This window comes from Rhizobium acaciae, from assembly GCF_025941625.1.
Classification (GTDB): domain Bacteria; phylum Pseudomonadota; class Alphaproteobacteria; order Rhizobiales; family Rhizobiaceae; genus Rhizobium; species Rhizobium acaciae.
Genome location: NZ_JAPCZO010000001.1, coordinates 61,303 through 86,931, shown reverse-complemented (window position 1 = coordinate 86,931; position 25,629 = coordinate 61,303). Strand labels below are relative to the sequence as shown.

At 62.7% G+C, this 25,629-nt stretch carries 24 protein-coding genes and 1 other annotated feature; of the genes, 6 read left to right on the top strand and 18 right to left on the bottom strand.

What is annotated here, in order from left to right:
* Nucleotides 1-21: 21 nt before the first annotated feature.
* The 3 genes from OLZ32_RS00450 to OLZ32_RS00440 all read right to left on the bottom strand — a co-directional run bounded on the left by OLZ32_RS00450 (nucleotide 22) and on the right by OLZ32_RS00440 (nucleotide 2,753).
* A complete protein-coding gene (locus OLZ32_RS00450; protein WP_264395235.1) occupies nucleotides 22-504 on the bottom strand; it encodes a cytochrome P460 family protein in 483 nt (160 codons plus the stop codon).
* Between the two features lie 119 nt (nucleotides 505-623).
* Nucleotides 624-1,712 (bottom strand): alpha/beta hydrolase, encoded by a 1,089-nt coding sequence (locus tag OLZ32_RS00445; protein ID WP_264395233.1) that lies wholly within the window; start codon nucleotides 1,710-1,712, stop codon nucleotides 624-626.
* A 141-nt stretch (nucleotides 1,713-1,853) separates the two neighbouring features.
* Nucleotides 1,854-2,753 (bottom strand): LysR family transcriptional regulator, encoded by a 900-nt coding sequence (locus OLZ32_RS00440; RefSeq protein ID WP_017988698.1) that lies wholly within the window; start codon nucleotides 2,751-2,753, stop codon nucleotides 1,854-1,856.
* A gap of 156 nt (nucleotides 2,754-2,909) precedes the next feature.
* Here OLZ32_RS00440 and OLZ32_RS00435 point away from each other — a divergent pair, with 156 nt between their 5' ends.
* A complete protein-coding gene (locus tag OLZ32_RS00435) occupies nucleotides 2,910-3,899 on the top strand; it encodes an aldo/keto reductase (RefSeq protein ID WP_264395229.1) in 990 nt (329 codons plus the stop codon).
* A 102-nt stretch (nucleotides 3,900-4,001) separates the two neighbouring features.
* Here OLZ32_RS00435 and OLZ32_RS00430 read toward each other — a convergent pair whose 3' ends face one another.
* The 6 genes from OLZ32_RS00430 to OLZ32_RS00405 form a co-directional block, all read right to left on the bottom strand.
* Nucleotides 4,002-5,186 carry a DUF1501 domain-containing protein gene (locus tag OLZ32_RS00430; protein WP_017988699.1) on the bottom strand — a complete coding sequence of 395 codons (1,185 nt, stop codon included), beginning with the start codon at nucleotides 5,184-5,186 and terminating at the stop codon, nucleotides 4,002-4,004.
* A 115-nt stretch (nucleotides 5,187-5,301) separates the two neighbouring features.
* Nucleotides 5,302-6,813: a DUF1800 domain-containing protein gene (locus OLZ32_RS00425; RefSeq protein ID WP_017988700.1), complete on the bottom strand. Its 1,512-nt coding sequence runs from the start codon at nucleotides 6,811-6,813 to the stop codon at nucleotides 5,302-5,304.
* A 121-nt stretch (nucleotides 6,814-6,934) separates the two neighbouring features.
* Nucleotides 6,935-7,282, bottom strand: coding sequence for a DMT family protein (locus tag OLZ32_RS00420; protein WP_003540725.1), 348 nt, complete (start codon nucleotides 7,280-7,282; stop codon nucleotides 6,935-6,937).
* A gap of 268 nt (nucleotides 7,283-7,550) precedes the next feature.
* Nucleotides 7,551-8,801 carry an MFS transporter gene (locus OLZ32_RS00415; protein ID WP_264395224.1) on the bottom strand — a complete coding sequence of 417 codons (1,251 nt, stop codon included), beginning with the start codon at nucleotides 8,799-8,801 and terminating at the stop codon, nucleotides 7,551-7,553.
* A 417-nt stretch (nucleotides 8,802-9,218) separates the two neighbouring features.
* Nucleotides 9,219-10,028: a class I SAM-dependent methyltransferase gene (locus tag OLZ32_RS00410; RefSeq protein ID WP_264395221.1), complete on the bottom strand. Its 810-nt coding sequence runs from the start codon at nucleotides 10,026-10,028 to the stop codon at nucleotides 9,219-9,221.
* Nucleotides 10,029-10,109: 81 nt separating this feature from the next.
* Complete coding sequence (locus OLZ32_RS00405; protein ID WP_264395219.1) at nucleotides 10,110-11,021, bottom strand: AraC family transcriptional regulator; 912 nt, start codon at nucleotides 11,019-11,021, stop codon at nucleotides 10,110-10,112.
* A gap of 93 nt (nucleotides 11,022-11,114) precedes the next feature.
* Here OLZ32_RS00405 and OLZ32_RS00400 point away from each other — a divergent pair, with 93 nt between their 5' ends.
* Complete coding sequence (locus tag OLZ32_RS00400; RefSeq protein WP_264395217.1) at nucleotides 11,115-11,852, top strand: SDR family oxidoreductase; 738 nt, start codon at nucleotides 11,115-11,117, stop codon at nucleotides 11,850-11,852.
* 83 nt (nucleotides 11,853-11,935) lie between these two features.
* On the opposite strand, the gene OLZ32_RS00395 is transcribed toward OLZ32_RS00400, so the two are convergent.
* On the bottom strand, nucleotides 11,936-12,985 hold the full coding sequence (locus tag OLZ32_RS00395) for a class I SAM-dependent methyltransferase (protein WP_264419496.1): 1,050 nt from the start codon (nucleotides 12,983-12,985) through the stop codon (nucleotides 11,936-11,938).
* Nucleotides 12,986-13,083: 98 nt separating this feature from the next.
* Here OLZ32_RS00395 and OLZ32_RS00390 point away from each other — a divergent pair, with 98 nt between their 5' ends.
* Entirely contained in the window at nucleotides 13,084-14,163 is a 1,080-nt protein-coding gene (locus OLZ32_RS00390; protein ID WP_264395214.1) for a GlxA family transcriptional regulator, read from the top strand.
* 87 nt (nucleotides 14,164-14,250) lie between these two features.
* Here the strand turns inward: OLZ32_RS00390 and OLZ32_RS00385 are convergent, their stop codons facing one another.
* The gene (locus OLZ32_RS00385) at nucleotides 14,251-15,132 is read right to left on the bottom strand and encodes an NmrA/HSCARG family protein (protein WP_264395212.1); all 882 of its coding nucleotides are present in this window, start codon (nucleotides 15,130-15,132) and stop codon (nucleotides 14,251-14,253) included.
* Between the two features lie 100 nt (nucleotides 15,133-15,232).
* Between OLZ32_RS00385 and OLZ32_RS00380 the strand changes: the two genes are divergently transcribed.
* The gene (locus tag OLZ32_RS00380) at nucleotides 15,233-16,156 is read left to right on the top strand and encodes a LysR family transcriptional regulator (RefSeq protein ID WP_003540741.1); all 924 of its coding nucleotides are present in this window, start codon (nucleotides 15,233-15,235) and stop codon (nucleotides 16,154-16,156) included.
* Between the two features lie 22 nt (nucleotides 16,157-16,178).
* On the opposite strand, the gene OLZ32_RS00375 is transcribed toward OLZ32_RS00380, so the two are convergent.
* From OLZ32_RS00375 to OLZ32_RS00350, 6 genes are all read right to left on the bottom strand, one after another.
* Entirely contained in the window at nucleotides 16,179-17,645 is a 1,467-nt protein-coding gene (locus tag OLZ32_RS00375) for a SulP family inorganic anion transporter (protein ID WP_264395209.1), read from the bottom strand.
* A 69-nt stretch (nucleotides 17,646-17,714) separates the two neighbouring features.
* Nucleotides 17,715-17,770, bottom strand: a sequence feature (sul1 is cis-regulatory element that is thought to sense ions involved in sulfur or methionine metabolism; They are found in Alphaproteobacteria).
* Nucleotides 17,771-17,915: 145 nt separating this feature from the next.
* Nucleotides 17,916-18,167, bottom strand: coding sequence for a hypothetical protein (locus tag OLZ32_RS00370; protein ID WP_222015003.1), 252 nt, complete (start codon nucleotides 18,165-18,167; stop codon nucleotides 17,916-17,918).
* An 80-nt stretch (nucleotides 18,168-18,247) separates the two neighbouring features.
* Nucleotides 18,248-18,625, bottom strand: a complete 378-nt coding sequence (locus tag OLZ32_RS00365) for a response regulator (protein WP_264395205.1) — start codon at nucleotides 18,623-18,625, stop codon at nucleotides 18,248-18,250.
* 132 nt (nucleotides 18,626-18,757) lie between these two features.
* Complete coding sequence (locus tag OLZ32_RS00360; protein WP_003540750.1) at nucleotides 18,758-19,000, bottom strand: hypothetical protein; 243 nt, start codon at nucleotides 18,998-19,000, stop codon at nucleotides 18,758-18,760.
* Nucleotides 19,000-20,760 (bottom strand): phospholipase D-like domain-containing protein, encoded by a 1,761-nt coding sequence (locus OLZ32_RS00355; RefSeq protein WP_264395202.1) that lies wholly within the window; start codon nucleotides 20,758-20,760, stop codon nucleotides 19,000-19,002. Before OLZ32_RS00355 ends, OLZ32_RS00360 begins: the two co-directional genes overlap by 1 nt.
* A gap of 234 nt (nucleotides 20,761-20,994) precedes the next feature.
* Nucleotides 20,995-21,783: a DUF899 domain-containing protein gene (locus OLZ32_RS00350; RefSeq protein ID WP_003540756.1), complete on the bottom strand. Its 789-nt coding sequence runs from the start codon at nucleotides 21,781-21,783 to the stop codon at nucleotides 20,995-20,997.
* 211 nt (nucleotides 21,784-21,994) lie between these two features.
* On the opposite strand from OLZ32_RS00350, the gene OLZ32_RS00345 reads away from it, so the two are divergent.
* Both OLZ32_RS00345 and OLZ32_RS00340 read left to right on the top strand, forming a co-directional pair.
* Nucleotides 21,995-22,642 carry an ankyrin repeat domain-containing protein gene (locus tag OLZ32_RS00345; RefSeq protein WP_264395755.1) on the top strand — a complete coding sequence of 216 codons (648 nt, stop codon included), beginning with the start codon at nucleotides 21,995-21,997 and terminating at the stop codon, nucleotides 22,640-22,642.
* Nucleotides 22,643-22,687: 45 nt separating this feature from the next.
* Complete coding sequence (locus OLZ32_RS00340; protein WP_264395197.1) at nucleotides 22,688-23,227, top strand: YHS domain-containing (seleno)protein; 540 nt, start codon at nucleotides 22,688-22,690, stop codon at nucleotides 23,225-23,227.
* Between the two features lie 19 nt (nucleotides 23,228-23,246).
* On the opposite strand, the gene OLZ32_RS00335 is transcribed toward OLZ32_RS00340, so the two are convergent.
* Complete coding sequence (locus OLZ32_RS00335; RefSeq protein WP_264395195.1) at nucleotides 23,247-25,463, bottom strand: adenylate/guanylate cyclase domain-containing protein; 2,217 nt, start codon at nucleotides 25,461-25,463, stop codon at nucleotides 23,247-23,249.
* Nucleotides 25,464-25,629: the final 166 nt, after the last annotated feature.

Genomic DNA, 25,629 nt, shown 5'->3' with positions numbered 1-25,629 from the left:
CCGTCATGGGTTGAATCCGGCCTATTCAACGACGGCTCCGTCGAATTCCTTGAGTTCGTCAAGGGTGTAGAGGAAGCCTTCGTCGGCTCTGGACGAATGACAGGACTGACACCGCGCCGTGTTCTCGGCCATGTTGATCGTGCCATCCGGCTTGAACCATTGGAACTGCCAATCGCCGGTGCGGCGGTCCTCGTCATAGTCCGCTCCCCAGCCGCGGCCCTTTTCCATGACGAAATAGCGAAAGACTGCGCCTTCGCGGTAATCCACCAGGATGAAGTGCGTGCCGTCGGGAATCGGCTGTCCGGTCTTCACCGCCTGGATGGCTTCGTTTGTCGTCATGATATGCTCAGTCACGTTCCCCCGTCTGACGGTCGTATAATGAACGAGGCCTGCCAGTTCGGGCAGCGTCGTCCGGTTCGGCTCCGCGTCGACTTGCCAGCCGACAAGAACGACGGCGCTGGCCAAGGCGAGAAGGATGGGAACACGTTTGAAGAGATCACGCATGGATATGTTTCCCTTAGTCTGCAGATCGTATGGGCTCTGAGCAGGATGCAAACGGGATCGCGACCTGCACGACCGGCCTTTGGACCGGCCGAGCAGCGCCGCACCGCGTCCGAGGCGGATCAGTCGAGCTTCTTCTCGCGGAGGAAGGTCGAGACCAGGTCGGCGATCTCTACGTTATTCAGGTCGGAGAACGGGAAGTGGGTGTTGCCGCGGATGCCGATCTCAGGAAGGTGCACGACGGTGACATCGCCGCCATGCTTGTTCATCGTGTCCCGCCACAGGCGGGCCATCGCCAGGCGCACCCGCCAGCTGTCCTGTGCCGGCATCGTCGTCGGTTGGTCTGGGATGTTGTCGCCGTAATAGATGACGATCGGGATCTTCGTCAGCTTGAGAAAGTCGTCCATCGGTACCGGCACGCCCTTCAGCGTGTCGAAGGCGCTCGGCATATCGGCGGGGACCTCGCCTGCCGGGAACACGAAGCTGCTGCCGGGTTCGAAGGCGACGACGGCTTTGACCTTGTCGCTCTTGATAGCCGTTAGCCAGCCCGGTCCGCCGCCCTGCGAATGGGTGAAAAGAATGCCGGGACCGATTTTCTCGAACAGCTTTGCCACCGCATTCGACACGACCTCCATATCGAACGGCCCTGTGTTCGGCGTCATCGCGCGGAAATACTGGTTCAGCGCTTCGGGATCGCGGGAGAATTGCACGCCGTCGAAATAGTTCGGCCAGGTGCCGACGCGAAACTGGTTGAACCAAAGCTGCTCGTCCGCTGTCGGCTTCACTGTTGTCTCGGCCATGCTCCGCCCGGCGCCGCCCCGGCGCGGCTGGTCGACGAGATAGGTGGAGAAGCCTCGACGCAGGAAGATGTTCTGGAAGCCTTCGCGGCCATCGGGAGTCGTCTCCCAGGTCTTGGAGAATTGTCCGGCACCGTGCCACATCACGATCGGGTACTGACGCGGGTTTGCCGGCACCTGGTAGAAGGCAAAGGCATGATCGCCGTGATAGGTCTGGCCTACGGAATCGAGAGGTTTTAGCGGATCGAAGGTTCCAGGCGCCGTCGTGCTGGTTCCCCCGACGGCAAAACTGCCCTGCTCCTGGATGACCAATGGCTCGGGCTTTACCGCATCGGCAGCTGTCGCCAATGGCGCGGCAAGCTGCGCTGAGGCAAGTAGCAATGCGGCCAGGGTTTTAGACAATCCATATCGCATGTCGGCTTCTCGCTTCGTTTCGGATGGCGAGAAGGTAACGGCATCGGACCGAAAGGATTAGCCGGCCTGGACAGCTAGGGTCTATTAGGCCGACTAATTAATCACAGCCTGTTGATAAGCCGTGATGGAATAAAATCGGCGCTACTTTCCTCTATAGCGGAGCGCATCGACGAACAGGGTGAAGGCGGGAGACGCATGCCGCCTGTTCGGATAGTAGAGATGATATCCTGGGAAGGGCTGGCACCAGTCCTCCAGAACCCGGATCAGCCGCCCGTCTTCGATGTAAGGCTGAACCTGGTCCTCGGGCATGTAGGCCAGCCCCAGACCGTCCAGCACGGCGCCGATCCTCATGGCGATGTTGTTGAACACGGCCTGGCCCTCGACACGGACGCGCAATTCACGTCCATCCTTCTCGAATTCCCAGGGATATATCGTCCCGTGCGTTGGCAACCGCATATTGATGCAGTTGTGCGCCGTCAGATCCTGCGGGATATCAGGGCGCGGATGGCGCTCGAAATAGGCGGGCGCTCCGACGACCGCCATGCATATCTCGGGGCCGATCCGGACCGCGATCATGTCCTTTGCCAAATGCTCGCCGAGCCGGATGCCGGCGTCGTAACGCTCGGCGACGATGTCAGTCAGGCCGTAGTCGACGATCACCTCGACATTGATATCGGGATGATCAGGAAGAAACCGCGCCAATGCCGGGGCGAGAACGGAAATCGCCGGATGCTCGCCTGCCGTGATGCGAATGGTGCCCGCCGGCCGCTCGCGCATTTCGCTGAGCGCGGCAATCTCGAACTGGATTTCTTCAAATCTCGGTCCGACCCGTTCCAGCAGACGTTCTCCTGCCTGCGTCGGCGACACGCTTCTAGTCGTGCGGGTCAAAAGGCGAAGCCCGAGCTTCTCTTCGAGACCGCGTACCGTCTGGCTCAACGCCGATTGCGACACGCCGAGCTTGGCGGCCGCCCTGGTAAAGCTTCGTTCTCTGGCGACGGTCAGAAAGGCCACGAGTTCGTTGAAATTGTTGTCCTGGGGCATTCATTAGTCCGTCTTATAGGTTCATGCGCATTACAGCATCTAATCGAAAGCTGACACGAGGACTAAGTTCACGTCAACTCGACCGCGAGCCCGGCTGCTCCCGCGCCGCGGAACGGATTTTCCCGAGCCCAAGCAAAACCACGAACGGATACGACCATGAAAACACGCACTATCGGCGACCTCCAAGTCTCGGCACTTGGTCTCGGCTGCATGAGCATGAGCGCCGCTTACGGCCCGCCCGCCGACGAAGGCGACATGATCGGATTGATGCGCACCGCCCATCAGCAGGGCGTCACCTTGTTCGACACGGCCGAAGCCTATGGTCCTTTCGCTAATGAAGAGCTTGTCGGCAAGGCGCTCGCACCGATCCGCGACCAGGTGGTCATCGCCACAAAATTCGGCTTCGATATCGACCAGCAAACTGGTGAACGCCGCGGCGGCACCAACAGCCGCCCCGAACATGTCAAGGCGGTTACCGATGCCTGCCTGCGCCGTCTGAAGACGGACCGCATCGACCTGCTCTACCAGCACCGCGTCGATCCCGACGTGCCGATCGAAGATGTCGCCGGCGCCGTCAAGGACCTGATCGCAGCCGGCAAGGTCAAGCATTTCGGCCTATCCGAAGCCGGCGTCCAGACGATCCGCCGCGCCCATGCCGTTCAGAAGGTCACCGCCGTCCAGAGCGAATATTCGCTCTTCTGGCGCGGCCCCGAGGCGGAACTGCTGCCCACCCTTGAGGAACTCGGCATCGGCTTCGTGCCCTTCAGCCCACTCGGCGCAGGCTTTTTGACCGGCAAGATCGACGAGAACACCAAGTTCGATCCAAGCGATTTCCGCAACAGCGTGCCGCGCTTTTCACCTGAGGCGCGCAGGGCCAATTTTGCGCTCGTCGACCTGATCAGCCGGATCGGCGACCCCAAGGGCGCAACACCCGCGCAGATCGCCCTTTCCTGGCTGCTGGCCCAAAAGCCATGGATCGTGCCGATCCCGGGTACGACGAAGCAACATCGGCTGGAAGAAAACCTCGGGGCAGTAGACGTCGACCTGCTCGCCGACGACCTCGCCGAAATCGACGCAGCCCTCTCCGGCATCGAGGTCCAAGGCGAACGGCTACCCGAGGCAGCGCTCAAGATGACCGGCCGCTAAGGCCTGTCGTCGATGCCGCCCGGCCCTTTCGCTTGGGCTCAGGGCGTTCGGCCCTGCGATCGATTCACTGGATCGATCGCTCCCGCTTTGCGGGACCCGGCCTCACCCACGCAGAAACTGCGACCCCTTGTCGAACCCCAGCCCCGGGAAGATCTTCCCCGTCAAATCATCGGCGCTGACATCGAACTGCCGGTAGAGCATTGCCGCGGCGAGTTCGCGTAGGTCGGTGGTCGGCATCAGGTCGCGGTCGTCGAGCAACTGGCCGTCGCCGATGCCCGGCCAACGGCCGAGGATGCGGCCGCCGTTGACGCCGCCGCCGGCAAGCAGCGCGCAGCCGCCGGTGCCGTGGTCGGTGCCGGCTGAGCCGTTCTGGCGCACGGTGCGGCCGAATTCGGTCATGGCAAGCACCACGGTCTTCGACCAGATCTCAGGCCCGAGTGTCGCCTTCAGCGTATTGATCGCCTGGGCGAGGTCCTGCACTGGCCGCTTGAACTGGCCGGCCTGGCCGATATGCGTATCCCAGCCTGATATCGAGAAGCTGGCGATGCGGTAATCGCCCTTCAGCATGTTGCCGGCGAGCGCCGCCACATCGGCGATCTTTGCGCCGCGCTGGCCCTCCGGCTCGACCATCATGGAGGTGCTATTGGCCCGTGTCGCCTCGGCAAGTGCTTCGGCGAACGGCGGATCGCCGGCATAGAGCCGTGCCAGGAACTGCATCTCGTCGCGCGCCGGCGCCAGATTGGAATCCGACGCCCAGACGTCGACATTGTTCGGCCCAGAGAGGATCAGTTCCGTCGAGGTGTTGATGTCGATCGCCTTGCGCGCGTCCGAGCGCGGGATCACGGCGAGCGCCCGGTTCAGCCAGCCGGTCTTTTCCTCGGCGACATGCTCGCCGCCGGATTCCAGCATGTCCTGCCCGTCGAAATGGCTGCGCTGGTCGCGGTAAGGCGTCGACACCGCATGCACGAAGGCGAGCTCCCGGCTCTTCCAGAGCGGCATCAGCTCGGCCGCCGCTGGATTGAGGCCGAAATGCCCATCGAGGTCGAGAAGCCCGGTCTCGGGCGTCAGCGCCAGAGTCGGCCTGAGCGCTGCAAAACCGGCATCGCCATAGGGCTGCACCAGATCCAGCCCGTCCATCGCGCCGCGCAGCACGATGGTGACAAAACGGTTGTCACCCGGCATCGCCGCAAAGGTGACCGGCGTGAAGACGGGGGCGGCGGCAAGACAGCAGGCAGAGGCCAGAAAGCCGCGGCGGGACAGCGAAATCCGGTTCGTGGGCAGCGTCATGGGCGGGGCCTCCTAAGCAGGTTCCGGAAAAGTGTCCAACGGTTTTCCGGCCAGAACCTGCGATAAAACAAAGAGGCTAAGCAGACGAAGCGTTGGCTTGCCAACGAAAGTCTGCTTAGCGGCGATTGAATTCGGGCGATGCCAACACCAGCGTCAGCCCGCTGATCTTGTTCGGCGCCTGCGACACCACGCGGATCGTCTCGTCGCGGGCGGCATCAGCAAGCGTCGACTTCAGGAATTCGCGCGGATCTTCGTCCCGACCGAACTGCGCCGCGGCCCGCCTCGCCCAGGCCAGCCGCTCGGCGAGCTGGCTGCCGGTGATCCAGGCGGAGAAGCCTTCCTCGAAACCGGCCGGGCTCGGCGGCAGCCAGATCGGCTGGCCCATGCGCCTGAGTGCGCCCTGCCCCAGCGCCCGCGCCGTCTGGAAGGCTTTGAGGCGTTTCTCCCTCGCCTCGCCGGCGGGATCCGTCGGCACCGGCGATCCTGCCATGCCAGGCGTGTTCGCCGCCATGTCGCCCTCGTCCGTACCTTGCTGGTTGGCCGCCAGGAAACTGCCTACGACGCCGTTGACCGGTCCCGCATTCAATGCCCTCAGGCCGGTGACGACATAGTCGAAAGGCTGGCGCGCCTTGGCGCCCTCGTCGCGCCAGGCGGCGGGATGGTCGAGCATCGCAGTGTAGACGGCAGTCAGGTCGCCATCCGTCTTCTTCCAGGCTTCGGCCATATCGGACACCATCCCCTCGTCGGGCTGGTCGGCGATGAAATGCACCGCGAGCTTCCGGCTGATATGCGCCGCCGTCTTCGGATGGAGCGCGAGATCATCGAGCATGTCGAGATAATCGTCGCGCGAGCGCCTGCGCCCGCCATAGCTGACGCCCAGCACCTCATGCGCGCCGGGCTCCGAAATATTCGGCCGGAAGGCGATGTCCATCTCCTTGCGGTCGATGGTGAGGCCTGTCAGCACCATGGCTGCCGCGGTCACATCCGCCTGGGTATAGCCGCTGCCGGCGCCGAGCGTGTGCAGTTCCAGCAGTTCACGGCCGAGATTTTCGTTCAGCCCCTTGTTGCGTTTGATGCCGCCGGCCGAATCCGGACCGAGCGAATCCGCCTGATCGAGATAGATCAACATGGCCGGATGGGCGGTGGCACTGCGCAACAGATCGCCGAACTTGCCTGATATGAACGGCCGGATCGCCTCGGCCTCGTAGAGCGGCACGATCAGGCGCATCGGCAGGCTCTTGTTGGCGCTGGTGGAGAAATGATCGGTCCAGAAGGTCGCCAGCCGCTCGTAGAAGCCGTACGGCGACAGCACCGCCTGCATCAGCCGCAGGTTCGCATCATGTTGAAACTGCTGCTGCGCCTGGCGCTGCACCCCTTTGCGCATCTCGCGCTGTGTCGTATCGTCGGTCACCGTCTTGGCGTCTTGCCGGATCTGCTGCAACTGCGCCTGCAGGCTGAGAATCGCCTGGTGGCGCATGTCGGGGCCGCCGAGGGGAAAGTCCGGCGTTGCCGCCGCCCCCTTGCGCAGTTGGCCGATGAGATCGTCCTTGCTGCTCGGCGGAGCTTCGCCCGGCCGGAAACCATAGCCGAACCGGATCGCCGCCATCGTCGGGAAAGACAGGCTCATGGCAGATCACCTCCTGATCACTTGGTAGTGACAGGCTGCCAGCCGATTGCGACGCCAATCTGTAGGAAATGTGGCGATATCTAGACATGGACAATTTGTAATCTATTGAAAAGGCTAAAGTTTATGCACGAAAGATGAAGGATGCCCCGATCGCGATCAGGGCGAAGCCGATCGCATGGTTCCAGGTCAGGTTCTCGCCCAGCCAGAAAATCGAGAAGCCGGCAAAGACGATCAGCGTGATCACCTCCTGCATCGTCTTCAGCTGTGCCGTCGTATAGACCGCCGAGCCGATCCGGTTGGCCGGTACCGCCAGGCAGTATTCGAAAAAGGCAATGCCCCAGCTTACGATGATGGCGAGGAAGATGGCGCTGCTCTTGTGCTTGAGATGCCCGTACCAGGCAAAGGTCATGAAGATATTGGAGGCAAACAGCATGACGACGGGCCAGACGGCGGCGGGAGAAAACGGCATGGAGTCACTCGGGCTTTGGAGGGAACGATGGATCCGGCGAGACGCCGGCGCGCTTTACCTAGCACGCCGCCATTCGACGGCAAGTCCTGCAAGGCTCGGACCAATCGTCTCACGCCACCGATGCGGATCGCCGGCAGCGCACATAGCGCTTGCCTTCCGGCATCACCCTGCTGCGGTCCGCGTTTTACGATCGCATCTGCGGTTGCAATGTGCTCAAGAACTGAAAGGCCGGCAGCTGTTGCCGCCGGCCTTCATAACCGCAGCAGCGCTAGATTCGCATCGCGCCATGCGGTTCCTCGGCCTCCTCCATGCCGAAGCGGACATCCTTCTTCTCGTAGCCGAAGCCGGCAAGGGCCGCGACGACGAGCGCCACCACGGCCGCAACGATCAAGAGCGCATAGGCATAGTCGCCGTCCCAGCGGGCAGCCAGCCCCGCCTGCAGCGTCGCATTACCTGACGCCAGCAGGTTGCCGAGCTGATAGGCAAAGCCGGGGAAGGTGCCGCGCACTTCATCCGGCGACAGCTCGTTCAGGTGCACCGGCACGATGCCCCAGGCGCCCTGGACGAAGAACTGCATCAGGAAAGCACCGATGGCGAGCAGCACCGGCCCCGGCGCATAGGCCCAGAGCGGCGCCACGGGCACGGCGATCAGCGCGGCGATGACGATTGCTTTCTTCCGGCCGATCCGCTGCGACAGCGCCCCGAAGAACAGCCCGCCGCAGATCGCCCCGATATTGTAGACGATGGCGATTGCGCCGACCGTGTAGCTCGAATAGCCGCGCTGCGTCTCGAGGAAGGTCGGGTAAATATCCTGCGTGCCGTGGCTGAAGAAGTTGAATGCCGTCATCAGCAGCACCGACCAGATGAACAGCGGGATGTTTTCGCGCAGCACCGTGAGGAACGGCCGGCGCCCCGTAGCCTGCCGTTTCAGGAAAGCCGGGCTCTCCTCGACATTGCGCCTGATGTAGAGCACCAGCAGCGCCGGCAGCGCGCCGACGAAAAACATGCCGCGCCAACCGATGACCGGAAAAAGCAGGAAGAACACGATCGACGCGATCAGATAGCCCGAGGGATACCCGGCCTGCAGGATGCCGGAAACGATGCCGCGGCTTTCCTCCGGCACTGTCTCCATGACCAGCGAAGCGCCAACGCCCCATTCACCACCCATGGCGATGCCATAGAACGCTCGGAGCACGAGAAACATCGTGAGCCCCGTGGAGAAGCCGGTCAGGAATTCGAACAGCGAATAAAGCAGCACGTCGGCCATCAGCGTAATGCGCCGCCCGTAACGGTCGGCCGCCAGCCCGAAGACCAGCGCGCCGAGTGCCCGCATGGCAAGCGTCAGGAAGATCGCCACCGAGACAGCGGGAACGTCGGTGTGGAATTCCTCGGCGATATATTTGAGAACGAAGACGAGAATGAAGAAATCGAAGGCGTCGAGCGTCCAGCCGAGATAGCTGGCGATGACGGTGTTGCGCTGCTGCGGCGTCAGCCGGCGCAGGCTTTCCAAAGCGGACATCTGATATTCCTCCGTCCGAAAGCGGCGGCGAGGCGGGCAATTCCGGATGCCGTCGGAAGGGGTGCCCGAAACGGGCGGGTGATGCTGTTGCGGCAGCGTTTGCAGTCGGAGACAGCGGGCAACAACGTCAGCAGTGCTGCCCGTGTTCCATCACGATTGCCGTGATCGGGCGGCGTCCCACGCGGCTCCTTGTCGCAGGCATACGACCGTCCAGCGCCCTGCCCTTGGGCGCGGCACCCTCCAACATCCCCTATCCTGAGGCGCCGAGCCCGTAGGGCGAAGCCTCGAAGGACACGCTGCAACGCCGCTCCTTGCGTCCATTTGACGTCGAAGGACCCGCCTCGTCCTTCGAGGCCCCTACGGGGCGCCTCAGGATGAGGCTCTCTTGGATGTTGCCGCCATGCGAAAACGCTATGCCTAGCTCTTGCCCGGCACCCTGCCCCGACACGCCCACGCCACCGACGCAAACGACCGTGGCCCATCCGGTTCGCCGGCCTCATATGCCGCCCTCATCGCCGCATCGACCGCTTTTCGTTTCGCCGGATCCAGCCCCGCGACGTATTTGCCGAGCGGTCCCTCGCCGGCGGCGATCGGCTCCCAGTAATCCTCGAAGGAAAGATATTCCATCCGGATCAGCAGCGAGGTCTGCTCGACATCGGCCAGGCCCTGCGCGATGAAGCTCTCCTTCATTTCCCCCGGCCGCGTCATCGGCTGGAAACAATATCTGCGGCGCATCGCCAGCGCGTTCTCGTCGAGCATCGCCACCGTATCCCACATCATCCGCATGCCGGACATGCCGCCATAATGGTCCCAAACGGCGGCGGCGACCACGCCGCCGGGGCGGACGACGCGGGCCATCTCGGACACCGCCTTTCCCGCCTCCGGGACGAAATGCAGTACGAGCAGCGACATCGCCCTATCGAAACGGTCATCCTCGAAGGGAAGCGCGCAGGCATCGGCCTGCCGGATCGATACGCGCGGATCGGTGTTGCGTCGCGTTGCCGCCTCGACGAAAACCGGCGAATAGTCGACGGCGACGATCTCCTGCAGACCCGGTGTTTCCGCCAGCGTGAATGCGAGGCTGCCGGTGCCGCAGCCGACATCGAGCACGCGATCGCCATCCGCGAGACCGGCGAAATCGATCAGCATCGGCGCAAGCTTCCTGCTCCAGCGCCCCATCAGCCGTTCATAACCATCCGCACTTTCGACATTGAAACTCGACGGCATTGACGTCTCCCCCTCAAGGACGATGGTCTGCCGTCGAACAATAGGATTACGCGGCAGCCGTCGCAAGCGGAACAGCCACTATCAACCCGGCTTCGCGTCCGACCAGTAGCGCTTCGGTGCGCGCCCGAAGACACGCTTGAACGCGTTTCCGAAAGCGCTTTCGGAGGAGTATCCGAGTGCGGCGGCAAGGCTGGCGACCGAGACATCCTCTCGGCGCAGGGCTTCGCGGGCGCGATGCATGCGCCAGCGCGTGACATAGTCGAGCGGCGCAACACCGACCAGTTCCTTGAAGCGTTGCGCAAAGGCAGAGCGCGACATGCCGATCCGGGTCGCCAGCGCCTCGACCGTCCAGCGATGGCCAGGCCTGTTGTGGATCAGGCTGATCGCCGCGCCGATCTGCGGATTTGTGAGCGCGCCGATCCATCCCGTTTCGGCAGCACCCTTCCAGCCGACATGGGCCCGCAGCGCCTGCACGAGCAGGATATCGCCCATCCGCCGCGTCATCAGCGTCGAGCCCATCTGCCCGGCCTCGAGTTCGCCATCGAGGGTTGCAAGCGTAGTGCTGAGGAGCGCGGCGGCGCGGTCGCTGGCCGGGATATGAATGAACGGCGGCAGCGCGTCGAGCAGCAGCCGGGCGTTGCCGCCTCCGATGACAAAGCTGCCGCCGATCAGCGCGGTCTCGTCACCGCCGTGCCGGGCGATGTTGGAATGCTCCCAGTCGAAGAAGGCGATCCCGTCCTCCGGCTCGCGGTCGAGATCGTTGGCGATTACATAGGCGGGCGCATTGGCCAGCAGGAAGGTGTCGCCCGCAACAAGCGCAAACGGCGGCTCGTCAGGCAGAACGATCGAGCAGGCGCCACGGAGGACGGCGACGAACTTGAGCGCGGGCTTGGCCGGAAAGCGAAAAGCCCATTGCCCGCCGACCTCGAAACGCGTGCAGCGTGCGCTCTCGATATCGAGCAGCGAAAACACATCGGACAAAGGATCGATCATGGGGCTTGGACGATCTCGACGAAATCATGGAGCCCACAGCATAGATTCTCCAGGTGGCACCTGCAATCCTCAGCGGCACAAAGGAGAACGAACATGTCAGATATCAAGGACAAGGTTATTGCCATCACGGGCGCAAGCAGCGGCATCGGCGAAGCCACGGCACTGATCCTGGCGGAGCGCGGCGCAAGGATCGTGCTCGGCGCCCGCCGCGCCGATCGCCTGAAAGCGCTGGCGCAACGCATCACCGACAAGGGCGGCGAGGCTGTCTGCCTCGCCATGGACGTCAGGAAGCGCGAGGATCTCACAGCCCTCGTCGCCCTTGCCCGCGACACCTATGGCAGGATCGACGTCCTCATCAACAATGCCGGCATCGGTCCGATCTCGCCTCTCGATGAGTTGCGGGTCGAGGATTGGGAGGAGATGATCGACGTCAACATCAAGGGTCCGCTCTATGGCATTGCTGCGGCCTTGCCGGTGTTCCGCCGGCAGGGTTTTGGCCACTTCGTCAATACGCTCTCGACCGCCGGCCTCATCATCAAGCCGACCATGACTGTCTATGCCGGCACGAAAAACGCCATGCGCACCATTGCCGAAGGCCTGCGGCTGGAGGCCGGCCCGCATCTGCGCGTCACCAACATTTCCCCGGGATTCATCAGGACCGATTTCGCCGACTCCATGACAAACCCAGGGATCAAGGCCGAGATGGCAAAACGTATGGACGAGATGGCAATTTCACCCGATGCCATTGCCCGCGCCATCGCCTTTGCCATCGAGCAACCCGCCGATGTGGATATCAGCGACATCGTGGTGCGGCCGACCGCGCAGGCGTAACGATGGCGGGCGGCAGCTGTTGAAAAAGTCTGACGCATCTCAAGCGCGTTCCGCGGGTGCGTCTCGAATTGCCCCTGGAGACGTCAGAGCCGAGCCTCCAGCACCATGTTGAACGGGGTTTCCGTCGCGCGCCGCACCTTCGAAAAGCCACCCGCATTGAGCACCTCGGTCAGCTTTGCCTGGCCGGCCTGCGCGCCGAGGGCGGCTCCCACTTCCTGGCCGAGCGAGGCCGGGACGCAGGTATTGGCCGAGGCGGCGTAAAAGACGCGGCCGACGGGGTTGAGGTTGTCGGCCAGGCTGTCGCCCGCCATCGGCTCGACCAGCATTAGCGTGCCATCCGGCTTCAATGCCTTGGCGATATGGCTGACGGCGCCGACCGGGTCGCCCATGTCGTGCAGCGCATCGAAGATGGTGACGAGGTCGAAGCTGGAACCTTCGAAATTCTGCGCGCGGGCGGTTTCGAACCGGACATTGCTCATGCCCTTTGCGTGCCCGCTCGCATGCTCGATCGACGCGGCATGGAAGTCGATGCCGGTGAATTCCGACTTCGGGAAGGCTTTGGCCATCAGCAGCGTCGACGAGCCGAAGCCGCAGCCGATATCGGCAACCCGCGCGCCGCGCTCGAGCTTCTCGACGACACCTTCCAGCGACGGAAGCCAGCTCTCGACGAGATTGGCCTTGTAGCCCGGCCGGAAGAAGCGGTCGGTGCCGCAGAACATGCAGTTGCACCGGTCCGTCCACGAAACGCCGCCGCCATGGCGGAAGGCATGGGTGAGCTTGGTGCGATCGGCATAGATGGCGTCGAGGGCGACAAAGCCGCCGATCATGTTGACCGGGCTGTCCTCGACGGCAAAAACCGCCGCCTGTTCCGGCGAAAGCGTAAACCTGCCGGTCGCCGCGTCATAATCGACAAATCCCGACGCTGCCTGAGCGGCGAGCCATTCCCTGACGTAGCGCTCTTTTGTATCGGTCGCTTCGGCAAGCTCGATCGACGAGATCGCTCCCCTCTCTGCCATCTTGCGATAAAGACCCAGCTCCTCGCCGATGATGACAAGCGCGGAATTCTGCGCCGCTCCGAGCTCATTCACCATGACGCTGAGCAGCGTCTGTAATTTCTCGATATTCAGTTCCATTGATGGGATACCCTCTCCATCAGGCAGCGGCATGCCACCCGTTTCGAAGCGCCTTTTACGTGTTGCCAATGGTTGGCGGCAGAGGCAGGATGGCCGCTATGAAGCCGATAGAGCCACATTCCGCCAATGTGAAGCGCCCCTTGCGGGTCAGCATCGTCGCATTTCCGGAGTGCGACCCCTCGATCATGTACGGCATCTTCGACACGCTGTGGATCGCAGGCGCCAACTGGAAGAGCAGCTCGAACGAGCCGACGAGCGAGGTGATGTTCGCGCCGCGCCTGGTCGCCGCCGAGCCCGGCCCGCTGAGACTGATAACAGGCGTGACGATCATGCCGCAGGAAACGATCGATGACATCGAAGAGACTGACTATGTCCTCGTTCCGAACGTGCTTGTCGACACGCCAGAAACCATCAGGGCGCTCGACCGCAGGCTCTTGAACTGGATTGCCGAGATGCATCGGCGCGGCGCGCGTCTGCTGGCGGCCTGCGGCGGCTCGATCGTGCTGGCCGAGGCGGGGCTGCTGGAGGGGCAGTCGGCAACGACGCACTGGATGTATGCGCCGCTGTTTCGCAGCCAGTTTCCGAATGTGGAACTTAAGGAAGAGCGCATCCTGGTCCAGGCCGGCGCTGGTCATTCGATCGTCTGCGCCGGCGGCGCATCATCCTGGCAGGACCTGACGCTCTTTCTCATCGCCCGGCATGCCGGAACGGCGGAAGCCATCCGCATATCGAAGATCTTCCTCTATCAATGGCATCGCGATGGCCAGCTTCCCTACGCCTCGATGATCGCCAATGCCGATCACGGCGACGCCGTGGTGAAGAAATGCCAGGAATATGCCCCCCTGCACTACCAGTCGGCGGATATCGTCGCCGAGCTGCTCAGACTATCCGGGCTGCCGAAGCGGTCCTTCGACCGCCGCTTCAGGAAGGCAACGGGTTATTCGCCGCTCGAATATGTCCAGTGGCTCCGCGTCGAGGAAGCCAAGCAGATACTCGAGATGGAGGATGGGCCGATCGAGGAGATCGCGCTCGAAGTCGGCTATTCCGACCTCGCCTCGTTCCGCCGCCTGTTCCGCAAGCTGGCAGGCCTGACGCCCGGCGAATACCGCCGCCGCTTCCGGCTGCCCGCCAATGTCGAGGCGGCGTTACAGGCAGTGGCGCCGGCAGCGCGGGCCTGAGCACGATTCCTTACCCGACGAGATCGGGAAGCGGACTCGACCGGCCCGCCTCCATCAGGATGTCACCACTCGATGACGTCGCTGCGACTAACCGGCCGTCTTGTCGAGCACACTCCAGTTGAAGCCCTTCGCCCAGTCGGCATAGCTGTGCCAGCCGACCTCAGGGAAATCCCGGCGCAAGGCGGCGATATCGGCGTCGTAGCCGGTGCGGTCGAACCATTCGAACATCAGCGCCGTATCCTCGCTCTGCTGCCGGATCGCCGCGATCGGCAATTCCCGGTAAGTGATTGGGCGGCCGAGCGCCTCGGTGAGGATCTTCGCCTGCTGCTCGCCCGAAAATTCGTCGCCGGCAATATCGAAACGCTTGCCGAACACCTGCTCACGCCTCTCGGCCAACGTTACGACGAAAGCGCCGATGTCATCGATGGTGACCTGTTGCAGCACGCGGGCGGGCGGCAGCGCTGCGGCATAGACGCCCTGACGCAGCCCGTCGATCGCCCAGGGCGCCACGGTGTTCTCCATGAAGGCGACGGGTGCGCTGATCGTGTAGGGGATGCCGAGGCCAGCCACGTGCTTCTCGACCAGATACTTGCTGTCGAAATGCGGAATGCCGGTCTTCTTGTCGGCATCGGCGACGGAGGAATAGATCAGGTGGCCGATGCCGGCGGCCTTTGCCGCATCGGCGGCGGCAATGCCCTGACGGGTTTCCGCATCCGTTCCGGCCTCGTAGCTGTTGCCCATCAGGAACATCGCGTCGACGCCCTTTGCCGCCGCCGCCACCGATGCCGCGTCGTCAAGATCGCCGGCGACGACTTGGACTCCTGCCGCGGCCAGCCGCTTTGCGCCGTCGCTCTCGGGCCGGCGGGTGATCGCCTTGACGCGATGTCCCCGCGCGATCAGGGCGCGCACGACCGCGCCGCCTTGCTGGCCGGTGGCGCCTGTGACCAGAACGCTTCGTGTATTGCTCATCTGTCTGCTCCTTGTTGTGACTGATGCAGCAAAGGTAAGGCCTGTCATATTGAACCATAATGGCCTATAGTTGGGAAACATCGTACCATCACAGGCTACAATGATCGATCTCAACGATATCATGATCTTCGCCCGCGTCATCGAAGCGGGCAGCTTTACCGCCGCCGCGCGCTTGCTCGGCATGCCGAAGACGACGGTCAGCCGCCGTATTGCCGCACTCGAGCGCGAACTCGGCGTGCGGCTGCTGCAGCGCACGACCCGCAGCCTCAACCTGACGGCTTCAGGACGTCTCTATTATGAAGAAAGCAGCCAAGCGCTGCGCACCATCGAAGGCGCCAACCTCAGGCTTGCGGAAGCGCGTGCGGAGCCCGCCGGCACGATCCGCATATCGGCGCCGGTCGGCTTCGGTGGCCACTTCCTCCAGGATGCGATCTTCGAATTTCTTTCGACCTACCCGAAGACGAGGGTCGAACTGCGCCTGACCGACGACAGGCTGAACCTCGTCGAAAGCGGTATAGACCTCGCCTTCCGCACCGGCATCCTCGAAGACTCTACTTTGGTCGCCCGCAAACTCGGCTCGTTGCACCGCCTTCTCTGCGCAAGCCCGGATTATCTCTCCCGCTGCGGCCCGCCCGCTGCGCCCGAAGATCTCGTCCGCCACGACTGCGTCATCGCCGGCCAGGCCGCCCATGCGCAATGGTTGCTGGAAGGTCCGCACGGTCAGGAAACGGTCGCGGTTTCGGGCCGCTTCGCCGCCAACGAGATGCAGGCGGTGATGGCCGCCGCGATCGCCGGCCATGGCATCGCCCAATTGCCGCACCGATTCGCCGAAGCCTGCATCAAGGACGGGCGGCTGCGCCGCGTTCTCGACGGCTATACGACCCCGGCCGGCGGCTTGCATGTCGTCTATCCCAGCAGCCGGCACCTGCCGCCTTTGGTCAAGGCGTTCATCGAACTGGCCGTCAGACGACTGAACGCCACGGGAACCGGCGGGGGCGATGATTTCGCGATTGTCTCGCGGTAGGATGAAATCCGCCCGGCCTTGGTCACACCTCCTTCAGCACCACCTTGCTGTCGAGGCTTCCGATTAAGGTTGCGCTCGCCTGGTTGAGGCCCGCGACCTCCACGGCAATGCCGTGCGCTCCGAACCGATGCACGACCTTGTCGAGCGCGGCAACGGCGGTGATGTCCCAGAAATGCGCTTCGGACACGTCGATCAGCACGGACTTGCCCACCGCGTCCTGAACGTCGAAGGCTTCGACGAAGACGTCGGCGGAGGCAAAGAACACCTGGCCGGACACGCGATAGGTCAGCCGCGCGGCGGCTTGGTCGGGCGCCACGTCGACGCGCAGCAGACGGGCGACCTTGAAGGTGAAGAACACGCCGCTGAGCAGCACGCCGACCGTCACCCCGAGCGCCAGATTGGCGGTGAAGACGGTGACGAGGACGGTCGCCACCATGACGGCGCTCGACATCCTGGGATGGATGATGACAGCTCGAAGCGACGACCAGTCGAACGTGTCGATCGATACCATGACCATGATCGCCACCAGCGCGGCAACCGGAACCTCCGAGACCCACGGCTTCAGGAGCACCATCAGGATCAGCAGAAACGCGCCGGCAAACAGCGTCGAGAGCCGGCCGCGCCCGCCATATTTCACATTGCTCACCGTCTGGCCGATCATGCCGCAGCCGGCAATGCCGCCGAACAGGCTCGCGGCTGCGTTGGCGAGGCCGAGACCGGTGCATTCGCGGTTCTTCGAGCTCGGCGTATCCGTGAGATCGTCGACGACGCTCGCCGTCATCATCGATTCAAGCAGCCCGACCATCGCAATGGCAAGTGCAGGTGCTGCAATGATCCGAAGCGTTTCCAGCGTCAGCGGCACCGCCGGCCAGCCGAATACCGGTAGCGAATCCGGCAGCTTGCCTAGATCGGCGACAGTGAGAACCGGAAGCCCGAGCGCTATCGAGGCGACGGTCAGGATCAGGATGCAGATCAGCGGCGACGGGATCGCGGTCGTGATCCGCGGCGTGAGGTAAATGATGACGAGCCCGGCGATCAGCACGGCATATTCCATCCAGCCGGCGCCAATGATGTGTGGCATCTGCGCGGCAAAGATCAGGATGGCAAGCGCGTTGACGAAGCCGGTGCGGACGGATTTCGACACGAAACGCATCAGCACGCCAAGTCGCAGCAGGCCGAACGCGATCTGCATCAGCCCCGCAAGCAGCCCGGCCGCAAAGAGATAGGGCAAGCCGTGGGTATGCACCAGCGGCGCCGCGACCAACGCCACCGATCCGGCGGCGGCCGAAATCATCGCCGGGCGTCCGCCGGTAAACGCAATGACGATGCCGATGACGAAAGAGGCGAACAGACCGACCTCGGGATCGACCCCCGCCACGAAGGAAAAGGCGATAACCTCGGGGATCAGGGCGAAGGTCGCCACCGCTCCAGCAAGCATTTCGCGCATGGGATTGGCGGACCAATCACGACGGATGGAGGCAAGCAGCATAGATGGATTCTCGCAAAGCACGGCCGGACCCGCTCGGTCGAGCGGTCGCGTGATGGCATGCAGGTTTTGCGTTGTCTGGCGGATCGGCGGCCAGAAGAGCCACCCGGGGTCTCACCGGGTCCGTGGTGAATGCCTGCGGTATAGACGAGATCTTTACTGCAGCGCAACATTCAATTGCCAAGGACGAAAGCGAAAAAGCACGAGCCGTCATCGTCTCACCGGACGGCACTCTGCTCACCCCTCGCTTGGACGCCGAGGAACCGGAAGTCCTCACTGCCAGAGGAAGTCCGGCCCCGTGCTCTGTGAGGTAAGCTTCAGCGTCCCGTCCGGCTGGACGACATAGGTCTCGAACACACGGTAACCAAAATCGCCAAGAAATGTATTCTTGACCACCGTTCCCGGACGGTAGGGCGACCGCAGGACCTTGCCGCCATAGGTGAGGCTGCCGGGAAGAGGCTGCGGATCCCCGGCGCTGGCGCAGGCCGAGAGTGCGAAGAGAACGGCAAACAGCGCGTGTTTCATCCAGACTATCTCCTCAGGCAGGCAGTAGCGGCCTGAACGACGTCGATCTCCTTCTTATCACAAAGCAGCCTTGCTGCTGTTCACAACGCAGCCTTGCTGCTGCCGAAATCTTTGCGTCGCTCCTCTGCCCGCGACAGCGCGCTGGCGATCCTCTCATCGGTAAAGGGCTTGGAGATGACATCGAGCGCGCCTTCGATACCATGACCGACATTCTCGGGACTGCCGGTCACGAAGATAACGTCAACCCCATGGCGGTCGATCAGCCGACGCGCGAGCTGGGCGCCGCTCAGCCCATCGGAGAGACTGAGATCGACGAGCGCGACATCGCTTCTTTGAGCGTGGGCGAGAGCCTGCTCCACCGTCGAAACCGGCCCGATGGTCTGGTGTCCGGCCTCTTGCGCAATGCGTTCGAGCTCCAGAGCGATAAAATTCTCATCTTCGACGATCATGACCTTCATGGATAAGCCTCCTCATAGACGGCCTGTCAGGCGCACTGCCGGTAGCGGCTACAACGCAACCGTCCCCGGAATGTTTCCACTTTGAGAAGAATATGTTGACGATCGACGGACAGCGCCGCGTTATCGGTCCCGCTACTGGTCCTTGTGGAGGAACCAGCCGATGGCGCGGTCGCTCAGGCTTCGGGAGAGCGGCAGTTGCCGCACGGATTGAATCCGGGTGATCGCCCATTCGTCATCCGTATCAACGATGGATAAGGCAATCGTCCCCAAAGTGTAAGACCGCCTCACCTCAGCCGTCCGTCGAACGCCTGTTGCGCCTTTCGAAATCACCCGCGTGGAATGGTTGAGGTTCAAGGTCGTCGTGGCCAGCGACATTACTCCGCCCGGGCAAACAACTCCCGGTCGCGGGCGCGGATGGGGTCGGTCCAGTCGCGTTCGAACCAGGGCGTGCCGCCGGGCTGAGGCGGGCGTTTGAGCTCAAGCGGACGAGCCGGGCCGTTGCTCGCTTCGGAGGCGACGCGGAAGATATAGTGGTCGTACATCCTGAGCGCCTCGATCATGTAGCTGGTCGCAACCGTTCGGTCGCGCACGACGACGAGGTTCTCGCCGTTCTCGTCATCGGCGGGGTTCGAGAAATTGTAGGAGCCAAGATAGACGCGCGCCGTCGGCTTGTCGAAATCGAGCACGACGAATTTATGGTGCATGCGCGTGCCGCGCTGGTTGCCGTCGACGCCTGATAGACCCGAGGGTTCCGTCAGGAAGGGCGGCGGCACGTTGCCCGTCAAGGCGGCCGCCCGCACCACCCTGCGCCGATTGTCCGGCGTCAGCACGTTGAGGCCGAGATTGCCGGCGCGGACCTCGGCATCGGCGATGCCCATGACATGCACCTCGGGGCGTTCGAGCGCGCGGCCGAGCGCCGGACCGATCGCTCCTCTGGTCATCTGGCCGAGGAAAGCGAGCGAGAACAGCACGCTGGACTGGGCGGTATCGATATCGGCACCGATCTCGTCCAGCCGGCCATTGGCATCGCTGTGCGGCGAGAAGGCGACCTTGGCGTCGACGCCGTCGAGGCCGAGATCGATCCAACCGGCGGAACTTGCCGAGCTGCGGAAATCGGCGGCGCGTTTGGCGGTGAAATAACTCTCGAAGGCGGTGAAATAATCGTCGATCGCCTTGTCGCTGTGGACGGCAAGGCTGTTGTTCGACTGTACATAGAGCCCGCGCCAGCTGAGATTGGTCGAACCGTAGAGCACGGTCGAGATGCCGCCGCCGCGGACCGCAATGGACTTCTGGTGCTGGAGGTTGGCCATATGCTGGCGCTTGACGTTGGCAACACCCGCCGACGTGATCAGCCGCTCCGCCGCCCTCGTCTCCGGCGAATTCGGGCGGCCGTGACCCTTGGTGCGGGCGCTGTCGTCGATGATGATCTTCAGCTTCGGCCCCAGCGCCTCCAGCCGGGTGACCACCTCGGGCAGGTTGAGATCATAGGCGATGACGCGCACCTCGGCGCCGGCGTCGCGCGCTTTGTCAAGCAGCGCGAGGGTTTCGGCCCGCGCCTCGAAGCCCATCCAGGTAAGCGCCCGCTCGGCATCGGCATGAGTCGGCACGAAGTCCAGCCCCTCATCGCCGACAGGCGGCACCAACGTGATGATCGTCGGCGCGTCGGGGGCAAAATTGCGCACGAAGGCCTGCGACGAGACGAAGCCGCGGGTGAAGGCGACGTTGAGCTTGCCGGGAATGGTCTCGCGCATCAGCGCCAGCTCCGCCTCCTGCGCCTCACCGGCCGTCAGCGCGCCCGCGGCATCCATGAACTTGGGCGTGACTCGATAGAGAAACTTGCCGGGCAGATCGGCGTTGAAGGGAAAATGCACCCAGCGGAATTTCTGGATCGGCGCCTCTGTCGTGCGGATGCCGTCGGCTGGAACCGGCTGGCCGGGAAAGCCGATGCGGTTGCGCACGTTCTTGAAGAAGTCGATGCCCGGCTCGCGATACTGGATGGCGAAACCGACGAAATCGATCGGCGGCCGGCCATTCTTCCAATCCATGCCGAGCAGCACCATGCCGTCGCCGCGATGGATGGTCAGCGCAAAAAGCGCCGCCGCATTCCTGCCGGTCACACGAAAATCCGTATCCATGCCCGCCTCCCCTGGAAATCGGGGAGAATCTAGCATGGTTCCGTGACAGTAAGGAGATATGTCGGTGAAATTTTGCGCGCAGAAGGTGCATGGAGGCGACGGTACGGAGCAAGGCCAGCGGCGCCACGACCTGCCCAGCTGATGCGTCGTCATGAAAGGAGATTGCGGTTCGCCAGACTTTCAGACGGACCGCCGTACCCTCCTGCCGGGACGGAGGATACGGCCGGACCGACCCTACGGTTTCTCGTTTGCGCTCTCGGCCCTGAACGCCGCCTCACCGGCGTCGGAGACCTCGACCCACTTCTTGTCTGGCTCGGCATCCGGCACGTAGCTGTCGTGCCAGTTCCACCACTTGTAGGTCGGGGTCTGAGGATAGCCCTCGGGCGATTCCTCCCAGACTTCCTGGCGACCGAGCGGCGTGATGTCGAGATAGTTCCAGGTACCGCCCATCTGCTCGTCGCCGCGGTTGTTGATGAAATAGGTGCGGAAGATGCGCTCGCCGTCGCGGTAGAACACATTGGTGCCGTGCCACTCGTCGACGCCGAAGTCCTTGTCGAAGCTGTCGGTGATCGTGACCCACGGCATCGTCCAGCCCATCCGCGCCTTCAACCGTGCAATGTCGGCCTGCGGCGCGCGTGAGGCGAAGACCAGCGTCGTGTCGCGGGCGTTGAGATGGGCGACATGGGCGACCTGATCGGCCACCATCGAGCAGCCGCGGCAGGCATGTTCTGGCCAGCCGAACACGCCGGGCTCGTAGAAGGCGCGGTAGAGAATGAGCTGGTGTCTGTTGTCGAACAGGTCGAGCATGCTGACCTTGCCCTGAGGACCTTCGAACGCATAGGCCTTCTCGACAGCCATCCACGGCATGCGCCGGCGCTCGGCGGCCAGCGCGTCGCGGGCGCGGGTCTCAGCCTTTTCCTTGACGAGCAACTGCGCGCGGGCCGCCTCCCAGGCCTGCGGCGACACGACCGGCGGCTTGTGCATGGCTTGTCCGCTTTTTCCATTCTCGGCTGAAGCAGTCATGGCTTTCAATCTCCTCATTGGGGCGATTTCTGGGGGCTTGGAAGCCCGGTTCATCGCGCATTGGTCTGAGATAGTTTCGCATCGGAAATCGAACAGGGGGAGTAACAAGTGTGACCGTATTCCCATGAAACCGCCGGTCGCAGCCTTGACGCGCGAGTGGTGTTGGCCCGGCGCGCATCCATTAGCGCAATCTTGTTTACGAATTGCACACGTGCTAAAACGCGACAAAACGGCGCATACGAACCCTGATCAAACCGAGATCGTGCCCGTGAATATTTTTATCGCGACTGTTGCTACGCTTGTCATTGGCGTCCTGCCGGCATGGGCAGGTCCTTTGCATCAGGCGGCGAAGGACGGCGATATCGCCCGCGTCACACAGTTGCTGGACCAGGGCTCCGATCTGTCGGAGCTCGATGAGGCGGGCGAGCCGGCGCTGATTATCGCGTCGTTGGCGGGCCATGCCGATGTCGTCGTTCTTCTGCTGGATCGCGGCGCCGACATCGAAATTCGCAACAAGGGTGGGCTGACGGCGCTGCATGCAGCAGCCTATGGAGGAAATCTGGAGGTGGTGAAACGGCTTGTCGCCGAGGGAGCTGACGTCAACGACAGGAAGAATTTCTATCAGATGTCGCCGCTGCACGGCGCCGCCGAAGAGGGCCGCACCGACGTGGTCGCTTTTCTGCTGACGAAGAGCGCGGATGTCGAAGCGACGGAAAGAAACGGGTACACGCCTCTCACTCAAGCCGGGTGGCGGGCGCATTGGGACACGGCCAAATTACTCATGGAAGTCGGTGCTGTTTGCCAGAAAGCCGAGCTTGTGGGCGAACCGCTCTACAAGGAATGCACCAAACGGCAATAGCATTTCGCTTGAGATAACAGACCACGTCCGGGAACGGAGCTTGTTATGTCTTATTACGTGCAAAAATGCGGAACGCGGGCCGGCGTGGCGATTGGCGCTGCGGTCATGCTGCTTTCTTTCCTTCAGCCCCCCTTCATTCAGGCGGCGGCGGCCGGGGAACTCGTCAATACCGGCTATTTCGGCGATGTCGCGATCAAGGGCTACGACCCGGTCGCCTATTTCACTGAAAACCAGGCCGTCGAAGGATCCGAGACATATTCCCACCACTGGCTTGGCGCGACCTGGTATTTCGCCAGCGCTAAAAATCGCGATCTCTTCAAGGGCGATCCATCCAGATATGCGCCGCAATATGGCGGCTATTGCGCCGACGGCGTGTCTTTCGGGACAGTGACCACCAATATCGATCCGAAAGCCTGGCGGATTATCGATGGCAAACTGTACCTGAGCTATGACCCCGGCGCGGCCGAAGGCATGGAGAAGAACCCGACCAAGGTGACCGACTCGAAGAAGCATTGGTCCGAAGTTCAGCAGACGCTGATTTCGGAGAAGATGCACACCGTCTGGCAGCAACCGGATATGAAATGAAGCAGCAACGCCCGACCCGTCAGGGTGTGGGTGAAAAGAACGTCAAGGCGCGCGGCGTGACATGGACGTATGGCCTGTCGCGCTGCTCACCTGACGTGTTGCGGTAAACATATCCGCACACCATCCGGTCCAGGAAATAGCCGTCGAATTTTTCGCAGAGACTGTCGCCTCGCACCTCGACGATACCGGTGATGTTGGTATTCGCACTGCGATAGGCAGTGTTTCCAGCCCTGTCGAAATACTGGGTGAAATCCGTGCCGTTCTTGTGTTTGCCGGTCCAGCTCTTGCCATCGACAAGATTGCGCAGGTCTGCCTCGCCCAACCTGTCGGCTTGACTGCCTGTAAAACCGAAGGGCCATTCGGGAATGCCGGCCTTTCGCAATCCGGCCAGATGGCGCTGCAGATCGCCGTCCCGCCAGTAATCATAGAGATAGCCGTAATAGGTGAGATTGCTTTCGGGGAACAGCTCCAGCAGCTTTGCCGTCTCCGCTGCAGCCTTGGTTTCATTGCCCTGGTCGGCATAGGCCGCCGCCAGATATTCGCGTGCCGGCTCGACCTTCGGCAGGCTGTCGAGCGTCGGCTCTATCAGCGAGATCGCGCGCCTATCGTCACCCGCGGTATAAAAGACGATCCCCGCCAGCAGTTGGAAGCTCGATGCCGGCGAAGGGTCGAGCCGCAAAGCCTTTTCCATCTCCGTGATCGCCTGCCCGCTGCTTCCGGTATGGACCAGGATGAGAGCGAGGTTAGCGGCGGCCTCCGCATCGTTCGGCTCCATCGCAACCGCCATGTTGGCGGAGTCTTTGGCCTCCGTCTCGCGTCCATCCACCCATTGCAGCAGAGCAAGCACCGTGTGCGCCCTGGCATTGCTGGGATCCAGCTTGAGGGCCTGCCCGGCGGCGTCATAGGCGATCTTGCGGGCGACGGCAGCCGACCAGAGGTAATTATAGTCGTTGCGCCAGACATCGACGGCTACGCGGGCGATTCCCGCGTGGGCGTTGGCAAAGCCCGGATCGAGATCGATCGCTTTCTGGTAGAAGGACAGCGTCCGTCGATAGGTATCGACATCCCTGAAAATGAAGCCTTCCTGCTCGGCCCGCATGTAATAATCGTAGGCTTCGAGATTTTCGGTCGGGATCCGGGCCAGTTGGTCGCGCTCGCGGGCGCTGAGCTTGACCGACAGGGCCGAGATGATCTTACCGATCACATCGTCCTGAACGGCAAAGAGGTCGGCATATTGGCGATCGTAGCGTTCGGCCCAGAGCGACAAGCCGCTGACTGCGTCGATCAGTTTGACATTGATCCGCAGCCGCGGCCCGGCGCGTTGCAAGGTTCCTTCGAGCACATATTGAACGCCGAGTTCGGTGGCCACGTCCTGGATCTTGCCGACGGAGCCCTGGATGGCGAAGACCGAGTGGCGGGCGATGACGAAGAGGCCCGATACTTTGGACAATTCGGTGATCAGATCGTCCGTCAAACCCTCTGCGAGATGGTCGTGCTCGCTGTCGCCGCTGACATTGATGAAGGGCAGAACCGCGACCGAGGGCCTGTCCGGCAACGGATAGGCAAAACGTTCGCCAGGCCCCGGCGGTTTTGCCGGCATCCACGGCTGCCACCAGAGTCCTGCGCCCGCAACAGCAAGGACGACGGCCGCAGCGATGGCCGCAAAGAGGCGGCGTCTCGGCAGGCGCCTGCGGGTCTTGAGGGTTTTGCCGGCGGCAGTTGGATCAAGCAGGATGCGGTAGACCCGGATCGGTTCGGTGATGCTCTTCAATCGCTGTTCGCCGAGCGAAGCAAAACCGACCGGGACTTTCGATTTCACCTGGTCGTATGTCGTGCCCGATATGGCGATGCCGCCCGGTTCGGCCAGCGCCTGAATTCGATCGGCGATATTGACGCCGTCACCCTGGATATCTTTGCCCTCGACGATGATGTCGCCGAGATTGATGCCGATCCGGAACTCGAACCGATGCTCCGGCAGCGCCGCGGCACTCTGCTTGGCTTTCAGTTGCTGAACCTCCACCGCGCAGCGCAAGGCATCGACGACACTCTGAAATTCGACCAGCAGACCATCGCCCATGGTTTTGACCAGCCGGCCGTGATGACGCTCGATCGCCGGCTCGAAGACATCGTTCTGGTCCGCCTGAAAGCGCACACGGGTGCCCTCTTCGTCGATCTGGCTCAATCGACTGTAACCGACGACATCAGCGATCAGGATTGCTGCAAGACGGCGCTCCATCCCCGGTCTTTCCTGGAGAGCGAATGTATTGGTTAACAATATCCTACAGTATGTCCCACCGCGATGCTATCGTCGGGCGGGGCGATATTCAACTTAGTGGCGACGTGTCCGATAAGGATGGGGCCGGACGAAATACTTCAGTCCATCGTCACCCCGGACCATCAGC

Bases quoted from the DNA above. Each gene is read 5' to 3' on its own strand.
- OLZ32_RS00450 (WP_264395235.1), bottom strand. From the start codon at position 504: ATGCGTGATCTCTTCAAACGTGTTCCCATCCTTCTCGCCTTGGCCAGC.
- OLZ32_RS00445 (WP_264395233.1), bottom strand. From the start codon at position 1,712: ATGCGATATGGATTGTCTAAAACCCTGGCCGCATTGCTACTTGCCTCA.
- OLZ32_RS00440 (WP_017988698.1), bottom strand. From the start codon at position 2,753: ATGCCCCAGGACAACAATTTCAACGAACTCGTGGCCTTTCTGACCGTC.
- OLZ32_RS00435 (WP_264395229.1), top strand. From the start codon at position 2,910: ATGAAAACACGCACTATCGGCGACCTCCAAGTCTCGGCACTTGGTCTC.
- OLZ32_RS00430 (WP_017988699.1), bottom strand. From the start codon at position 5,186: ATGACGCTGCCCACGAACCGGATTTCGCTGTCCCGCCGCGGCTTTCTG.
- OLZ32_RS00425 (WP_017988700.1), bottom strand. From the start codon at position 6,813: ATGAGCCTGTCTTTCCCGACGATGGCGGCGATCCGGTTCGGCTATGGT.
- OLZ32_RS00420 (WP_003540725.1), bottom strand. From the start codon at position 7,282: ATGCCGTTTTCTCCCGCCGCCGTCTGGCCCGTCGTCATGCTGTTTGCC.
- OLZ32_RS00415 (WP_264395224.1), bottom strand. From the start codon at position 8,801: ATGTCCGCTTTGGAAAGCCTGCGCCGGCTGACGCCGCAGCAGCGCAAC.
- OLZ32_RS00410 (WP_264395221.1), bottom strand. From the start codon at position 10,028: ATGCCGTCGAGTTTCAATGTCGAAAGTGCGGATGGTTATGAACGGCTG.
- OLZ32_RS00405 (WP_264395219.1), bottom strand. From the start codon at position 11,021: ATGATCGATCCTTTGTCCGATGTGTTTTCGCTGCTCGATATCGAGAGC.
- OLZ32_RS00400 (WP_264395217.1), top strand. From the start codon at position 11,115: ATGTCAGATATCAAGGACAAGGTTATTGCCATCACGGGCGCAAGCAGC.
- OLZ32_RS00395 (WP_264419496.1), bottom strand. From the start codon at position 12,985: ATGGAACTGAATATCGAGAAATTACAGACGCTGCTCAGCGTCATGGTG.
- OLZ32_RS00390 (WP_264395214.1), top strand. From the start codon at position 13,084: ATGAAGCCGATAGAGCCACATTCCGCCAATGTGAAGCGCCCCTTGCGG.
- OLZ32_RS00385 (WP_264395212.1), bottom strand. From the start codon at position 15,132: ATGAGCAATACACGAAGCGTTCTGGTCACAGGCGCCACCGGCCAGCAA.
- OLZ32_RS00380 (WP_003540741.1), top strand. From the start codon at position 15,233: ATGATCGATCTCAACGATATCATGATCTTCGCCCGCGTCATCGAAGCG.
- OLZ32_RS00375 (WP_264395209.1), bottom strand. From the start codon at position 17,645: ATGCTGCTTGCCTCCATCCGTCGTGATTGGTCCGCCAATCCCATGCGC.
- OLZ32_RS00370 (WP_222015003.1), bottom strand. From the start codon at position 18,167: ATGAAACACGCGCTGTTTGCCGTTCTCTTCGCACTCTCGGCCTGCGCC.
- OLZ32_RS00365 (WP_264395205.1), bottom strand. From the start codon at position 18,625: ATGAAGGTCATGATCGTCGAAGATGAGAATTTTATCGCTCTGGAGCTC.
- OLZ32_RS00360 (WP_003540750.1), bottom strand. From the start codon at position 19,000: ATGTCGCTGGCCACGACGACCTTGAACCTCAACCATTCCACGCGGGTG.
- OLZ32_RS00355 (WP_264395202.1), bottom strand. From the start codon at position 20,760: ATGGATACGGATTTTCGTGTGACCGGCAGGAATGCGGCGGCGCTTTTT.
- OLZ32_RS00350 (WP_003540756.1), bottom strand. From the start codon at position 21,783: ATGACTGCTTCAGCCGAGAATGGAAAAAGCGGACAAGCCATGCACAAG.
- OLZ32_RS00340 (WP_264395197.1), top strand. From the start codon at position 22,688: ATGTCTTATTACGTGCAAAAATGCGGAACGCGGGCCGGCGTGGCGATT.
- OLZ32_RS00335 (WP_264395195.1), bottom strand. From the start codon at position 25,463: ATGGAGCGCCGTCTTGCAGCAATCCTGATCGCTGATGTCGTCGGTTAC.